This is a genomic window from Acidimicrobiales bacterium (assembly GCA_041394185.1).
GTDB lineage: Bacteria > Actinomycetota > Acidimicrobiia > Acidimicrobiales > Poriferisodalaceae > JAAETH01.
In genome coordinates, this window is record JAWKIQ010000002.1 from 496,903 (window position 1) to 511,412 (window position 14,510).

Here is a 14,510-nt window from a genome sequence, read left to right on the forward strand (position 1 = left end):
CCAGAGCGTGTCGCCCTCAGGCACGATAGGTGGGCCCTTTGTAGCCGGCCGAGAAGCCGGCATCGATCAGGGCTTGGGCCAAGGGAGAGCCGTGGGCCGGCTCGCCGTCGATCTTGGCGACCTCCAGCGACTTCAGCCGCCGAGTGTCGACCAGCGCCCGCAGTGGGTCTATCCACACATCGATGGACTCGATGGCTGACTCGAAGGTTGCGAGCGACCTGCCGCCCCGCTCGACGAACACCACCGGCTGTCCGTCGACGACAACGAGATAGGCGCCGGCGGTTCGCGACGGGCGCCCTGGCGACTGTGGCCATGGCAGGGTGGCGCCGTAGGGCTGGGCAGGGTCTACCGCCGACAGCACGTCGACCTGTGGCAACTCGGCGGCCTCGCGAAACTCACGCAGCCGGTCGACGGCGCCAGAAGCCGCGAACTGGGCCCCGCCCAGGCCTTCTACGAAATAACCCCGCTTGACCTGGCCACGCTCTTCCAGAGCCCGAAGCACCGGATACACGGCAGCGAACCCTCCGACCACGCCGTCGCCAAGCGCGCCTTCTCGGGTCAACACGCCGTGTCGCTCGATCAGCTGAAGGGCCCTGAGGTGGGCCCGTTCGGTCTCGGTGGCGGGTTGAGCGAACAGTGAAGAGGTGCGCGACCAACGCCCGGCGGCCGACGGCGGGCCAACACGGCGCAGCTGCCCGGGCCGCGGCCTGCCTCTGGAGCCCCTGGCGGCGCGACCCGGACGCGAAGACGTGGCCGAAAGCATGGCCCGAACCGGGGCCAAGGTGTCGTTGGTGATTTCGCCGGCCCAGACGAGGTCCCACAACGCCGCCAAGACCTCGGCCTCGTCGGCCACTCCTGAAGCGCTGAACAGCTCTGGCCAGAACGAGGCACCACGCTCGGCAAGGTGTGAACGCAGGGCTTCGTGGACCGCGCCCTCGGGCGGGTCGTTGGGTGGGTCGAGCAGCAGGTGGGCCTGCTCGCGAAAAGCCAAGCGGATACGACCATCGGAAGATCCGAGGCCTCCTGCGCCGGCCCACACCACGACGCCCGACGAGATCAGCGAGTCGAGGTCGGCGGGGCGAAAGTCTGCGACCCTCGATGCCAGAACGTCGTTCTCGAGAACCGAGGCCGGTATCGCTGCGCCCTGCAGTTGAACCAGGACGTCGACCAGTGCGTCGTGACCTCGCCGAGGCCGGTCGAGACCGTGCCACCGCGTGACAAACCTGGCCAAGGCATCGGGCGACACCGGCTCGACCTCGCGCCTGAGCGCAGCCAACGACCGCCGCCGCAACGACCGCAGCACGTCGACGTCGCACCACTCGCGTTCGCGACCATCGGGCCGGAACTCGCCCAGGGTCAGACGCCCGAGGGCTGCCACCCGTGCGATCGCCTCACGGGCGCGGTCGATGGGCACGCCCAGACGACGAGCCGGTTCGCCGGCCAAGAAAGGCCCGTGGGTGCGGGCCCATCTGGCGACCAGATCACCGAGAGGATCAGCCACCGACTCTGTGAATGCGCCCGGCAGGCCCACCGGCAGCGCACAACCGATGGCGTCGCGGTAGCGGCCGGCGTCTTCGCCGAGGATGTACCTGGTGTCGCCGGCGATCGAGACCTCGACGATGCGGCGCTGCTGCAGCAGGTCTTCCACGGCACGCGAGGGCTCGAACGCACACCGGGCGGCGAGTTCGGCGAGGGTCAGATCGCCAAGCACCCTCAACAGGTCGGTCAACTCGTCGGCGTCGCGCGCCTTGCGATCGTCGACCAGGCGTTGCAGCTCGAGCTCGAGATCGGCGAGGACACCCGGATCGATCAGCTCGCGCAGCTCTTCGGCACCGAGAAGGTCGCGCAGCAGATCGCGATCGAGCGCCAAGGCGGTTGCCCGGCGCTCGGCCAACGGAGCGTCGCCGTCGTACATGAAGGTGGCGATCCAGTTGAACAGCAGCGACTGGGCCATGGGCGACGCTTGCTCGGTGTCGACCGGCACCAGGCGAACCTTGCGCCGGTGGATGTCGGTCAGAAGGTCGCGCAGGGCCGGCACGTCGAAGACCTCTTGCAAGCATTCGCGCGATGCTTCGAGAAGCATGGGAAAGCCGGGATATCTGGCGGCGACCTGCAGCAGGTTGGCGGCGCGTTGACGCTGTTGCCACAAGGGCGTGCGCTGGCCCGGCCGACGTCGGGGCAACAACAGGGCTCGGCCCGCGATCTCGCGGAACCTCGAAGCGAACATGGCCGTGCCTGGCAGCTGGGCCACGATGAGGTCTTCGATCTCGTCTGGGTCGAGCATCAGGTCTTCGAGAGGAAGCCGGTCTTGAGACTCGGGGAGCCGCAAGACGATGCCGTCGTCTGTCCACATGGTGTCGACCGGCATGTCGAAGCGCTCTTCGAGGCGAGACTGAACGGCGATGGCCCACGGGGCATGAACCCGAGCACCGAAGGGGGTCAACACGCAGACCCGCCAATCGCCGATCTCGTCGCGGAACCGTTCGACGACGATGGTGCGATCGTCTGGGACCACACCGGTGGCACCGCGTTGTTCGGACAGGAAACGCAGCAGATTCAGGGCAGAACGCCGATCGAGGTCGCTGCGTTGGGTCAGGGCGGCCAGGGTTGCGTCGAGCTCGCCTGCGGCCGCAGCCGCCTCGACATCGGTGGGCAAGCCGTCGAGAAGGCCCCTCGAGTATGCGCCGATTGCCTGCCCCAGTTCGAGTGGACGACCCGGGCCGTCGCCGTGCCAGAACGGCATCTTTCCCGGCTGCCCAGGTGCGGGGCTGACGACCACGCGGTCTGGGGTTATCTCCTCGATTCGCCACGAGCTGGCACCCAGCAGGAACACCTCGCCGACACGGCTCTCGTACACCATCTCCTCGTCGAGCTCGCCGACCCGGCGGCCATCGACCGAGAACACCCCGTACAGGCCCCTGTCGGGGATGGTGCCGGCATTGGTCACCGCGAGCCGACCGGCGCCCTGCCGAGCGCGAACCACCCCGGCCACACGATCCCACACGATGCGCGGCCGCAGTTCGGCAAAGTCGTCGCTGGGATAGCGACCAGACAACATGTCGAGCACCGACTCGAAGACCTCGTCGGTCAGTTCGTGGTACGGGGCCGCACCTCTGACCAGGCTCAGCAGTTCGTCGGTGCGCCTGTCTTCCATCGCACAGATGGCGACGATCTGTTGGGCCAACACGTCCAGCGGGTTGCGGGGATAATGGGTGCGCTCGATCAGCCCGCCCTTCATCCGCTCGACGACCACTGCGGCCTCGAGCAGATCGGCCCGGTGCTTGGGGAAGACCTTGCCCCGGCTGGGAGAACCGACCTGGTGACCCGCCCGACCGATGCGCTGCAGACCCGACGACACCGAGCCTGGAGACTCGACCTGGATGACCAGGTCGACGGCACCCATGTCGATGCCCAACTCGAGCGAGCTGGTAGCCACCAGAGCGCGCAGCCTGCCGGCCTTCAGTTCGTCTTCGATCTGCAGGCGCTGTTCGCGGCTGAGTGAGCCGTGGTGCGCCTTGACCAACTCCTCGCCCTCGGCCACCGACGAACCCTCATAGGTGTCGCCGCGGTTCTGCCCCGACAGGTGCAGCTCGTTCAGCCTGCTGGCCAAGCGCTCTGCCAGGCGTCTGGCGTTGACGAAGATGATGGTGGAACGATGCTCGAGAATCAGCTCCAGAAGCCGAGGATGGATCGAAGGCCATATCGAGTTCTGGGGCGAAGACGCGTCGAGGTCGGCTCCCCTGGCGGGTTCGGCCATGTCGTCGACCGGTACGATCACCTCGATATCGAGCTCCTTGGTCGACCCGACGTCGACCACGGCAACATCGCGGGCGGCGCCGGCCTGGAACCCGGCCAGAAACCGCGCAATCTCGTCCAGGGGACGTTGTGTGGCAGACAGCCCGATGCGCTGTGGCGGGCGGGCCGAGATCTCGTCGAGGCGCTCGAGCGACAGCGCCAAGTGAGAGCCACGTTTGGTTGCCGCGACCGAGTGGATCTCGTCGATGATGACGTACTCGACACTGCGCAGTGTCTCGCGCGCCTTGGAGGTCAGCATCAGGAACAGCGACTCGGGCGTGGTGATGAGGATGTCGGGCGGCCGGGTGACCAGCCGACGGCGTTCGTCGGGCGGGGTGTCGCCGGTGCGCACACCAACCGTCGGCTCGTGCACCACGGCGCCGGAACGCTCGGCAGCCAGGGCGATGCCGCGCAGCGGAGACCGCAGGTTCTTCTCGACGTCGACCGCCAAGGCCCTCAGCGGTGAGATGTAAAGCACCCGGCACCTTTGAGACTTGTCGGGCACCGGGTCGGTCATGATGCGGTCGATGGCCCACAAGAACGCGGCAAGCGTCTTACCCGAACCCGTGGGAGCCAGAATCAGCGAATGGCGGCCTCGGGAGATGGCGTCCCAACCCTGGATCTGGGCGTCGGTGGGGGCCCTGAAGGTGGTGTCGAACCACTCGCGGACAACCGGCGAGAACCGTTCGAGGACCTGCTGAGACACCCGCTCAGCCTATTGATGCGCTGGGACATCGAGCAGCCGGGCCGCTGCGGCAGGCGCTCAGCCCACCCGCGCCTTCAGTTCGGCCTCGAGCATTGCGTAGTCGTCTCGGGTGGTCGCCAGCCCGAAGCCGTTGCCGAGTTGGGTCTTGGTGGTGTTGCCGTCGAGATCGGTGACGGTCAATAGCCAAACAGTGGTGCGCGTGTGGGTTTCGGCAGTGATATTCGTCTGGACGCTCGAGTCGACGGTTACCGAAGCGACCTGCTGGGTGGGGATGCTGACAGGCTTGGCCCTGGCAGAACGCTGAATCACCAGCTGGCCGTCGGCCACAGCCACACGGGTGCCGCGCCCGACGCGATACAGCCAGTCGATGACCGCCCAGAACCCGACGATGAGCCCGGGCACGACCGTGACCGACAGGATCACACCTACGGTGCCCGAGTCGCGTTCGGAGATGCCGGCATAAACGGCCACAGCCAGTGCTGCGCCGAGCATGAAGAAGCGAATCCGTTTCCGGTTGCGTTCGGCCTTGGGGCTGACGCGGGGACTCCACTCGAAATCGCCCGCCTCGATGCCTGTCGCCCTGGGTTCGGGCGCAGGAAACCCCTGCATCAGGGTCGCCGAACGCTTGGCCAGGCCCAGCTGAGAGTTCAGCTGTTGCTCCAGGTCGGCGGCGGTCGCCTCGTCGACGTTGATCCAGCCCTGATATGCGGGTATCGACCGCGTGACGGCCTTGCCGGCCCCCAGGGCCTCGACGCTCCAACGGCCTCCGCCGGTCGATGAGCGATGACGAACCTTGACTTCGGTTATTTCTGCGACCGCCATGCTGCGCGCCTGTCTGCCATCGTCGATGGTCAGCGATCCGTCGGCGATGGTCACCGAAAACCGCCGGGTGCGCGAGTTCTCCGCCAGGCCCAGCAGGTAGATGCCAAACGTCATGACCCCGATGATGATCAGGGTTCTTTCGCCGAATGTGATGCCAAGACCGACCATGGCGACAACGGCCGCGGGCATTCCGATGTTGAACAGCATCCGCTTTCGGGGATCACCGAATTCGGGGGGCAGGGTCCACGTCCACACAAGGCTGTCCTTAGTCGAGGGCTGTTCAGGGCGCGAGCAGATTCCATCACGTTGGAACGTTTCGTGCACGAACCGCGAAGATGTTGCCCATGGCGCCACCCAACCTGAAGACCACAGATCTCGACCACGTCGCCGTGGCCTCCGAGAGCGGATGGGACAACCTGTGGCGCTACGCGGGAGACCTTGGCGGCCGCTGGGCCGGCGGGATGATCTCGGTGGGGTTCCATTTCTGCCAGGTGGCGTTCGCAAACGACGTTCGCATCGAGATCCTCGAGCCTCGCAACGTCGAGGAGTTCGACTTCCTGCGACGGTTCCTCGATCGCAACGGTCCTGGCCCCCATCACATCACCTTCAAGGTCGCCGATCTGGATGAGGCGATCGCCACCGCGCGCGGTGCCGGCTACCAGGTCGTGGGCGAGAACCGCGAGAACGAGGACTGGCAGGAGGCATTCCTGCATCCCAAGTCGTCGCACGGAATCGTCATCCAGCTGGCGTACCAGGGCTCGAACGCCGACGGCGTTCCGGGTGCGGTCGACCCCGAGGTGCACCCGGCTGGGCGTTCGCGCGCTACGGCTGCGCTCGAGCGCATTGTGCACCTCGTCGCAGACCTGGGCTCGGCGACCACGATGTTCGTCGACGTTCTGGGCGGCGCGGTCGTCGACGAGGGCAGCGAAACGCTGGGCGAGTATCGAGAGCTGGCATGGCCCGGGCCTGCGCGACTGCGCCTGGTGCGGCCCACCGAGCGCTCTGCAGTGGAGTGGATGGGCGGCCGCACAGGGCGACTTCACCACCTCAGGTTCAGCCAGACCACAGGTATCGACGTCGTGCACAGTGTTACGACGCCAGATGGTCTACGAACCGTGCGCCCCGAAGACAACAACGGCGTGAGGCTCGTCCTCGCGCCCTGACAGCCCAGCGTGAGGCTGGTCCTCGCGCCCTAGCCTGCCGATGCCAGAGGCCCCGGCAGGTCTTCGGAGTAGACCACCGCAAGGCGCTTGGTAGAGCGGGTCAGCGCCACATAGAGGGCCCTCAGGCCCTGGGGTTCCTCGGCCACGATTCGGCTCGGTTCGACGACCACCGAACCGTCCAGTTCGAGGCCCTTGACCAGGGTGACGGGCACCAGCGCCAGTTCGGGGTGCAGCTGTCCGGTGACGTTGCGCGATGCGTTGGTGGCCCGTCCGTATTCGATGCCCGTCGCTTCGAGCCTGCGGTCGAGTTCGTCGATCAGCGAATCGGGGGCGATGATCGCCACGCTGCCACCGTCGAGTACGGACAGCTCGTCTCGTGCGGCCGATATGGCCGCGTCCAGCACCGACGCTGGGCCGACCCGAATCATCGCCGGTGGCGCGCCCTTGTCGCGCACCGCGACGGGAGGTGTCAGGTCGGGTGCAGCAACCGCCAGAACACGCAGCGCCAGCTCGAGGTTTGGGGCAGGGATGCGATAGCTGAGGGTCAGCTCGCGCACCCGCGGTTCGCGGCGACCCAGCGGCAGCAACGAAAGCACCTCGTCCCAGCTCGATGCGGCACCAGGCGCTGTGGCCTGGGCGATGTCGCCGACGATGGTGAACGATCCGTTGAGCGAACGGCGGGCGACCATACGCAGCGCCATCGGGCTGTGATCTTGAGCCTCGTCGATGACGATGTGGCCGTAGGTCCTGACCTCCTCGGCGTCCTTGTTGGCGGGCAGGCTGCCCAGGCGTTCGTGAGCCTCGTCGAGCAAGGGCACGTCGGCGTCTGCCCACACATAGTCGGCGAGTTGGTCGCCCCGCTGTCGGTGCAACTCGGCGACAGCCGCGTCAAGTTCGATTTCGTCGAGGCGACCGAAGCCCGCCTTCAGCGCAGACCTCAGCAAGGCCTTCGAGCCGAAAAGGTCGCGCAGCAGCTGGTGCGGTGTGAGAACGGGCCACATCCACTCGAGAGCGGCGCGCAACTCGTTGTTGGAGTGCAGCCTCGCCCTGACGATGTCGGGGTCGGGCAGCGACCGATGGCTCTGGGCGAGAGCGCGGTAGACCTCTGACTCGACATACGCGCGGGCTCGGTTGTGGTTGCGGAACCGGCGACGGGCGTCCGAGACGATGGCCCCCGACTGCTGGACCGACAGGCGCAGTCGAACCAGGCCGAACGGAACCACCAGGGGCCGGCGCAGCTTTCGCTGACGGTCGCGCACGGCTCGCCTGACCACCTCGATCATGGCCAGGTCGCCCTTGATGCGAGCCTGTCCCGGGCGGTCGGCCAACCTGACCCGGGTGTCGGGGAAGATGTCGGCCACCAGGTCGGCGAGAACCGATAGGTGCACGCCCGCCTCGCCCAGCGATGGCAGAACCCTTTCGATATATCGCAGGAACAGTCGGTTCGGCCCCAGCACCAGAACCCCTGGCCCTCGAGTGGGAATCGGTGCGTATAGAGCAGGTAGGCGGCCCGGTGAAGAGCCACCACCGTCTTGCCGGTTCCGGGGCCACCCTGAACGATCACCACGCCCTTCAACTCGTCGCGGATGATCTCGTCTTGTTCGCCCTGGATCGTGGCCACGATGTCGCGCAGCTGGCCGGTGCGGTTCTGTTCGAGCGCAGCCAACAATGCGCCATGACCCTGGTAGGTGTCGTCGAGGCGATCGAGGTCGAACAGCTCGTCTTCGAGATCGAGCAGTTGGCGACCGCGGCACACGAAGTGCCTGCGCAGAACCAGGCCCATGGGGTCGCGGCCGGTCGCGCGGTAGAACGGTTCGGCGACCGGAGCCCTCCAGTCGACCACCACCGGTTCCTGGTGCTCGTCGGCGACCGCCAGACGGCCTATGTGGAAGACCTCGTCGTCGGTGGTGTCGACACGCCCGAAGACCAGCGAGGCCGAGCCGAGCTCGAGCTGACTGAGTCGGGTGTGAATGCTCTCTTCGATGACATCACGCTCGTAGCGCGCCTGTGTGGTGCCGCCCCGGCCGACCTCGACCATGTTGCGCAGACGGGTCGCGCGGGCGCGCGCCGTCTCGAGGCACTCGTAGGCGTGATCGATGTAGGCCTGTTCGGCGGCCAGTTCCGGATGTTCGCTCACTCGCCAGTAAGTCCAAAGAGGGGAATCATCAAGGCTATCCACTCCGCAACGGCTCAACACCTGTGAACCGTTCGACCCGACACAGAGGTAGCGTCATCTGTTCGAGACGATCAGGAAGAACGCCGATGCTCCCCTCCGACCACCCATCGCATCGCCTCGCCGACAGCGACTACCTGCGAGCCTGCCGCGCCGAGCCCCACGACCGGGTCCCCGTCTGGTTCCAGCGCCAGGCCGGCCGCAGCCTGCCCGAGTACCACGCCATTCGAGGCGAGGGCAGCATCCTCCAGACCCTTCGCGACCCCGAGGTCAGTGCCGAGATAACGCTCCAGCCGGTCCGTCGTTATGGCGTCGACGCTGCGATCTTGTACTCGGACATAGTCGTTCCGGCCGAGTGCATCGGGTTCGGGGTAGACGTGGTGCCCGGCGTGGGACCTGTCGTCGAACAGCCCTTCCGCAGCGCGGCAGACCTCGAACGACTGCGGCCCCTGGACCCCGAAGCAGACACCGGCCATGTGCTGGACACCATCGCCATCCTGGTGCGAGAGCTCGACATCCCGCTGATCGGTTTCGCGGGCGCCCCGTTCACCCTCGCCTCCTATCTGATCGAGGGCCGCCCCAGCCGCGACTATCTGAACACCAAGGCCCTGATGCTCGACGATCCGGCTCTGTGGCACGCCCTGATGGAGCGCCTCACCGACCTGTCGATCGTGTCGATCAGATCGCAGGTCATGGCCGGCGCATCGGCGTTCCAGCTGTTCGACAGCTGGGCGGGCGCTCTGGCACCGCGCGACTACAGCGAGTTCGTGCTGCCCCACAGCTCGCGCGTCTTCGCCGAACTGGCCGACCTGGGGGTGCCGATGGCGCACTTCGGAGTCGGAACCGGCGAGTTGCTGACCATGTTCGCCGATGCCGGAGCGACCGTGGTCGGCGTCGACTGGCGCATCCCGCTGGGCGAGGCCAGACGCCGCACTGGCGGTCGCGTCGCCCTGCAGGGCAACCTCGATCCTGCGGTTTGCCATGCCCAGTGGCCTCGGGTCGCCGAGCAGGTTCGCCGCGTCCTGGCCGACAACGACGGCCACCCGGGGCACGTGTTCAACCTCGGGCACGGCGTGCTTCCCTCGACCGATCCCGCGATCCTCGAACAGGTGGTGGCGCTGGTTCACGAGGAAGGGACCGTGTCGCACCGATGACCAGGCGTCGGGTGGCGGTGGTGGGCGGTGGTATCGCCGGCCTGGTCACCGCCTTCAGGCTCGCGACATCGGGGACAGACCTCGAGATCCGTCTGTTCGAGGCCAGCTCCAGGCTGGGCGGACAGCTGCGAACCATCGAGTTCGCGGGGCGACGTGTCGACGTAGGCGCCCGGTCGTTCGCCGAGGACGAAGCGGTGATGCAGCTGACCCACGACCTCGGCATCGATCACCTGGTCGAACCTCCCCGCGATCTCATAACCCAGCTGTGGACGCGCGACCGCTTCAGGCAACTGCCGCCCGGGTTGATCGACGGGGTTCCGACCAGCCTCTGGCAGCTCGCCACATCGGGAATCGTCTCGTGGAGGGGCGTGGTCAGGGCCGGTCTCGACCTGGTCTTGCCCGACGACTGGCCGGGCCACGACGAGCCGGTGGCAGAACTCATCGAGCGACGCCTCGGATCTGAGGTCGCCGCAAAGCTGGTCGACCCCATCATCGGCAGCGCGAACGCGGCCAACACGGCCGACCTCAGCTCTAGCCTGGCGACACCCGCCATCGCCGAGGCAGCCAGGCTCGACCGCAGTCTGCTGAAGGGGCTGGGCCGCATCGAAAAGCGCAGCGCAGGCTCTGACCGCAGGCAGGTGCGCGGCTTCAGGGGTGGCATGTCGGTACTCACCGAACGGCTCGCCTCGGCCCTCGATGGGGTCGAGATCGTGACTTCTTGCCCCGTCTCGGTCGATGCCGAAGACGGGCGCTACGCCGTTAGATCCCGCAACAGCGTGTGGCAGGCGGACTCGGTGGTACTGGCTTGTCCTGCACCGGCCACCGCGGCGATGTTGGCACCGTGGGCCCCGGCATCAGCGAAACACGCGGCGAAGTTCTCGTCGACTTCGCTGGTGGTGACCACGCTGGCCATCGGGCCAGAAGACCTCCGAGCAGATGGCCCCGAAGGGGGCAGGCTGCTGTTCGGCTCAGACGAGATCTTGGCGACATCGGTCGAGTTCGAAGACACCGGGGCTGGAGAACCGTTCGTACTGCACGTCACCTCGGGTCGGTCTGGCGACGATCGAGCCATGCAACTGGACGACGACGAGCTGGTCGACGCGCTGGTGGGCCAACTCGCGCCGATGCTCGGCTTCGAGGGGCCGATTCTGGAGTGGCAGGTCACGCGGTGGGCCGATCGGGTGCCTCAGTACCCGCCGGGGCACGGCGAACGGGTCACGGCATTGGAGGTTGCGCTCCGCCACGAGGCTCCGGGCCTGTTCGTCACCGGGGCGTCGTACCGCGGCGCAGGCGTCAGCGCCTGCGTGCGCCACGCATCCGAAACCGCCGACGCGGTGCTCGACACCATCAGGGCGGGTGCGGGATGACGTCGATACTGGCCCGCTCCGCCACAGAAACCAGGAGGGCACGGGTGTTGGCTCGGCTGGTGGCCGTGGCTGCCGGACTGCTCAGCGCGTTGTCTTTGGGGCCATGGGGATGGTGGCCGCTGGGTGTCGGTGGTCTGGGCGTGCTGTACGCCATCACCAGCCAGATCGATCGGCCCCTCAGACGCTTCGCCCTGACCTGGTGGTTCATGGTCGGCTATTTCGTGCTCGGCGTGGCCTTCATCATCGACCTGACAGCGCCCGGATACGTCATTGCGGTGCCGACCCTGGCGGCGATCATGGCTGCACCTCATGTGGTGCCTGGCCCGCCATCGCTGCGCGGCGTGGCGTTCGTAGCGGCCTTGGTGGTCGGCGAAGCGTGGCGATGGGTGGTGCCGTTCGGTGGGGTGCCGTTGGGCGGACTGGCGCTTGGGCAGGTCAACGGCCCATTCCTGACAGTGGCCAGCACGGCGGGGGCCTTGGGCGTCTTGGCGACTACGGCCACCGCTGCGGTGGCGCTGGCCGAACTGGTCATGGGCCGTCGACGCAGCGCCGGGGTGGCTTTCGCACTGACCGGGCTGCTGCTGGTGACCGGGTCCGTCGACCCCTCGTCGCGGTCCGTAGGCGACCTGACCGTGGCCGCAGTGCAGGGCGGCGGGCAGTTGGGTACCAACGCCGAAACCAGCGACCAGCAGCCCGTGTTCACTCGCCACCTGGAAGCCAGCCAGGACCTCCCCGATGGCGCACTGGTTCTGTGGCCCGAGTCTGCTGTGACGGTCGACGGCGAGTTCGAAGGCAGTCGCAGGCACCAGCAACTCGCCGAGTTGGCGCGATCGACCAATACGACACTGGTGGTCGGCGTGACCCAGCGCGACGAGACCTCGTTCGACAACCTCTCGGTGGTCATCGCCCCCGACGGGTCGGTGGTCGACAGCTACCAGAAGGTCCACCTGGTGCCATTCGGTGAATACATACCGTTCCGGTCGTTTGTCGGCCGCTTCGCAGACCTGTCGCTGGTGCCCCGCGACGCAGTTCCGGGCGAGGGTGCCGGCTATCTGTGGACACCCGCAGGCCAGGCGGCCATCGGCATCTCGTGGGAGATCTACTTCTGGGAGCGAATTCGAAGTGGCGTTCGCGAAGGCGGCGAGCTGGTCTTGAACCCCACACTGGCCTCGTCGTACACCACCACCCACGTGCCCGAGCAGTCGCTGGCGGCGGCGCGTATTCGCGCCGTCGAGACCGGCCGATGGGTGGTTCAGGCATCGACCACCGGCTACACGGCGATAGTCGACCCGAACGGCCAGGTCGTCGAGCGCAGCGGGCTCAGGGAACAGATCGTGCTGACAGCCGACATCGAACGTCGCTCCGGCGAGACCCTGGCCACACGCCTGGGCAAGTTCCCGCTTACCCTGCTGTCGCTGTTGGCCCTGACGGGCTTGTCGCTGTGGCGCCCGGGCCGGGGTTCAGACCTCGACGATGACCGTGACGGGACCATCGTTGACGATGCTGACGACCATCTCGGCCCGGAACCGGCCGGTGGCGACCTGCAGGCCTGACGATCGCAAACGGTCGACCACCGCTGCCACCAGGGGTTCGGCTTGCTCTGCCGGAGCGGCTGCACCCCATGCCGGACGTCTGCCCTTCGATGTGTCGGCGTACAGAGTGAACTGACTGACCACCAGGATCTCGCCGCCGGCGTCGGCGACAGACCTATTCATCACGCCCTGTTCGTCGTCGAAGATCCGCAACCCCGCGAGCTTGTCCGCGAGCTTGGCGGCCTGGGCCTCGGTGTCACCGTGGGTGACCCCCACCAGAGCGCACAGCCCTGGTCCGATCTCACCGACGCGGTCGTCGCCGACATCGACGTGAGCCGCCCGCACCCTCTGCACAACGCTTCGCATGCCATCGAAGGTAGATCAGCAGTGCGCCCCTGTAACATGTTGCGGCGCATCGGTGGTCTGGGTGCGCTGTTCACACGACATCAGACCGGGCCCACACGGCCGGTCGCGGCGCCAGACGAAGGTGAGCACGCACGATGAACACGAGCCTCGCCCGATGAACGAGCGCCCCCTGCGGATAGCCCTGCTCACCTACCGTGGTCACCCCTATGTCGGCGGTCAGGGCGTATACACACGCCACCTGGCCCGCGAGCTGACCGAGATGGGCCACAAGGTCGTGGTGCTGAGTGGCCCGCCCTATCCGATCCTCGACGGTGGTGTCGAGCTGGTCGAGCTGCCCAGTCTCGACCTGTACCGCATGCCAGACCCGTTCAGGTTCCCCAAGTTCAGCGAGTACCGCGACTGGATCGACGTCCTCGAATACGGCGTCACATCGTGCGCGACCTTCGCTGAACCGTTGACGTTCAGCCTGCGCGCCGCCCGGTATCTGAAGCACCACCTCGACGAATTCGACCTGGTCCACGACAACCAGTGCCTCGGCTACGGCATCTTGCGCATCCAAGACATGGGCATGCCCGTTCTCGAGACAATTCATCACCCCATCACCGTCGATCGTCGCATCGAGACCGAACATGCCCCGACGCGCTGGAAACGTTTCACAAAGGATCGCTTCTACGCGTTCACCACGATGCAGTCGCACGTGGCCCAGCGGCTTCCACGAATCGTCACGGTGTCGTCCAATTCCTTCGACGACATCGTCAGCGGCCACGGAGTGGACCCCGCCAAGCTCCACATCGTGCACGTAGGGGTCGACCCCAAACAGTTCAAGCCGGTCGAAGGTGTCAACCCAGTGCCCGGGCGCATCATGACCACAGCCTCGGCCGATGTCGCCATGAAGGGCCTGGCGTTCCTGCTGGAGGCCCTGGCCAAACTGCGGGTCGAGATGCCCGAGGCGCACCTCACCGTCATCGGCAAGCCCAAGTACGACAGCCGGGCCACCAGAACCATCGCCGAACTGAACCTGGCCGACCACGTCGAGTTCGTGTCCGGGGTATCCGACCAGCGCATCGTCGAGCTGTACAGCGAGGCCCAGGTAGCCGTCGTGCCTTCGCTGTACGAGGGTTTCTCGCTGCCGGCCATCGAGGCCATGAGCTGTGGAGTTCCCCTGGTGGCCTCGACTGGTGGTGCACTGCCCGAGGTCGTCGGCCCCGACGGCCAAACCGCGATACACGTCGAGCCCGGCAGCTCGACCGACCTGGCGGACAAGATCGGTCTGGTCCTGCGCGACCCCAACGTTCGCTCGACCATCGGAGCGGCCGGCCGTCAGCGAGTCGTCGACAACTTCTCGTGGCGGGCCACCGCCGAACGCACCGTCGACCAGTACCGCGCCCTCCTCGACGAGCTGGGCACCCGCCGATGACCACTCACTCGCAGG

The 14,510-nt window shown here is 66.9% G+C and carries 10 protein-coding genes; 5 read left to right on the plus strand and 5 right to left on the minus strand.

Going from position 1 to position 14,510, the window contains the following annotated elements; genetic code table 11:
- Positions 1 to 16 precede the first annotated feature (16 nt).
- Positions 17 to 4,501: a DEAD/DEAH box helicase gene (locus R2770_09845; protein MEZ5280766.1), complete on the minus strand. Its 4,485-nt coding sequence runs from the start codon at positions 4,499 to 4,501 to the stop codon at positions 17 to 19.
- A gap of 57 nt (positions 4,502 to 4,558) precedes the next feature.
- Entirely contained in the window at positions 4,559 to 5,578 is a 1,020-nt protein-coding gene (locus R2770_09850) for a hypothetical protein (protein ID MEZ5280767.1), read from the minus strand.
- 89 nt (positions 5,579 to 5,667) lie between these two features.
- Here R2770_09850 and R2770_09855 point away from each other — a divergent pair, with 89 nt between their 5' ends.
- On the plus strand, positions 5,668 to 6,486 hold the full coding sequence (locus R2770_09855; protein MEZ5280768.1) for a VOC family protein: 819 nt from the start codon (positions 5,668 to 5,670) through the stop codon (positions 6,484 to 6,486).
- A gap of 29 nt (positions 6,487 to 6,515) precedes the next feature.
- Here R2770_09855 and R2770_09860 read toward each other — a convergent pair whose 3' ends face one another.
- Positions 6,516 to 7,874 (minus strand): hypothetical protein, encoded by a 1,359-nt coding sequence (locus R2770_09860; protein MEZ5280769.1) that lies wholly within the window; start codon positions 7,872 to 7,874, stop codon positions 6,516 to 6,518.
- Positions 7,766 to 8,623 carry a DNA/RNA helicase domain-containing protein gene (locus tag R2770_09865; protein ID MEZ5280770.1) on the minus strand — a complete coding sequence of 286 codons (858 nt, stop codon included), beginning with the start codon at positions 8,621 to 8,623 and terminating at the stop codon, positions 7,766 to 7,768. Before R2770_09865 ends, R2770_09860 begins: the two co-directional genes overlap by 109 nt.
- Positions 8,624 to 8,748: 125 nt before the next feature.
- Here R2770_09865 and hemE point away from each other — a divergent pair, with 125 nt between their 5' ends.
- The 3 genes from hemE to lnt are packed head-to-tail and all read left to right on the plus strand — an operon-like array spanning position 8,749 to position 12,733.
- On the plus strand, positions 8,749 to 9,813 hold the full coding sequence (gene hemE / locus R2770_09870) for a uroporphyrinogen decarboxylase (protein MEZ5280771.1): 1,065 nt from the start codon (positions 8,749 to 8,751) through the stop codon (positions 9,811 to 9,813).
- The gene (hemG, locus tag R2770_09875) at positions 9,810 to 11,180 is read left to right on the plus strand and encodes a protoporphyrinogen oxidase (GenBank protein MEZ5280772.1); all 1,371 of its coding nucleotides are present in this window, start codon (positions 9,810 to 9,812) and stop codon (positions 11,178 to 11,180) included. The genes hemE and hemG overlap by 4 nt, the downstream gene beginning before the upstream one ends.
- 44 nt (positions 11,181 to 11,224) lie before the next feature.
- Entirely contained in the window at positions 11,225 to 12,733 is a 1,509-nt protein-coding gene (gene lnt / locus R2770_09880) for an apolipoprotein N-acyltransferase (protein MEZ5280773.1), read from the plus strand.
- On the opposite strand, the gene dtd is transcribed toward lnt, so the two are convergent.
- Positions 12,641 to 13,078: a D-aminoacyl-tRNA deacylase gene (gene dtd, locus R2770_09885; GenBank protein MEZ5280774.1), complete on the minus strand. Its 438-nt coding sequence runs from the start codon at positions 13,076 to 13,078 to the stop codon at positions 12,641 to 12,643. The genes lnt and dtd overlap by 93 nt on opposite strands.
- A 154-nt stretch (positions 13,079 to 13,232) precedes the next feature.
- On the opposite strand from dtd, the gene R2770_09890 reads away from it, so the two are divergent.
- Positions 13,233 to 14,495: a glycosyltransferase family 4 protein gene (locus R2770_09890; protein MEZ5280775.1), complete on the plus strand. Its 1,263-nt coding sequence runs from the start codon at positions 13,233 to 13,235 to the stop codon at positions 14,493 to 14,495.
- Positions 14,496 to 14,510 lie beyond the last annotated feature (15 nt).

What these genes read in the sequence shown, in the direction of transcription:
- hemE (MEZ5280771.1), top strand. Translation starts at nt 8,749, where the DNA reads ATGCTCCCCTCCGACCACCCATCGCATCGCCTCGCCGACAGCGACTAC.
- R2770_09855 (MEZ5280768.1), top strand. Translation starts at nt 5,668, where the DNA reads ATGGCGCCACCCAACCTGAAGACCACAGATCTCGACCACGTCGCCGTG.
- dtd (MEZ5280774.1), bottom strand. Translation starts at nt 13,078, where the DNA reads ATGCGAAGCGTTGTGCAGAGGGTGCGGGCGGCTCACGTCGATGTCGGC.
- hemG (MEZ5280772.1), top strand. Translation starts at nt 9,810, where the DNA reads ATGACCAGGCGTCGGGTGGCGGTGGTGGGCGGTGGTATCGCCGGCCTG.
- R2770_09890 (MEZ5280775.1), top strand. Translation starts at nt 13,233, where the DNA reads ATGAACGAGCGCCCCCTGCGGATAGCCCTGCTCACCTACCGTGGTCAC.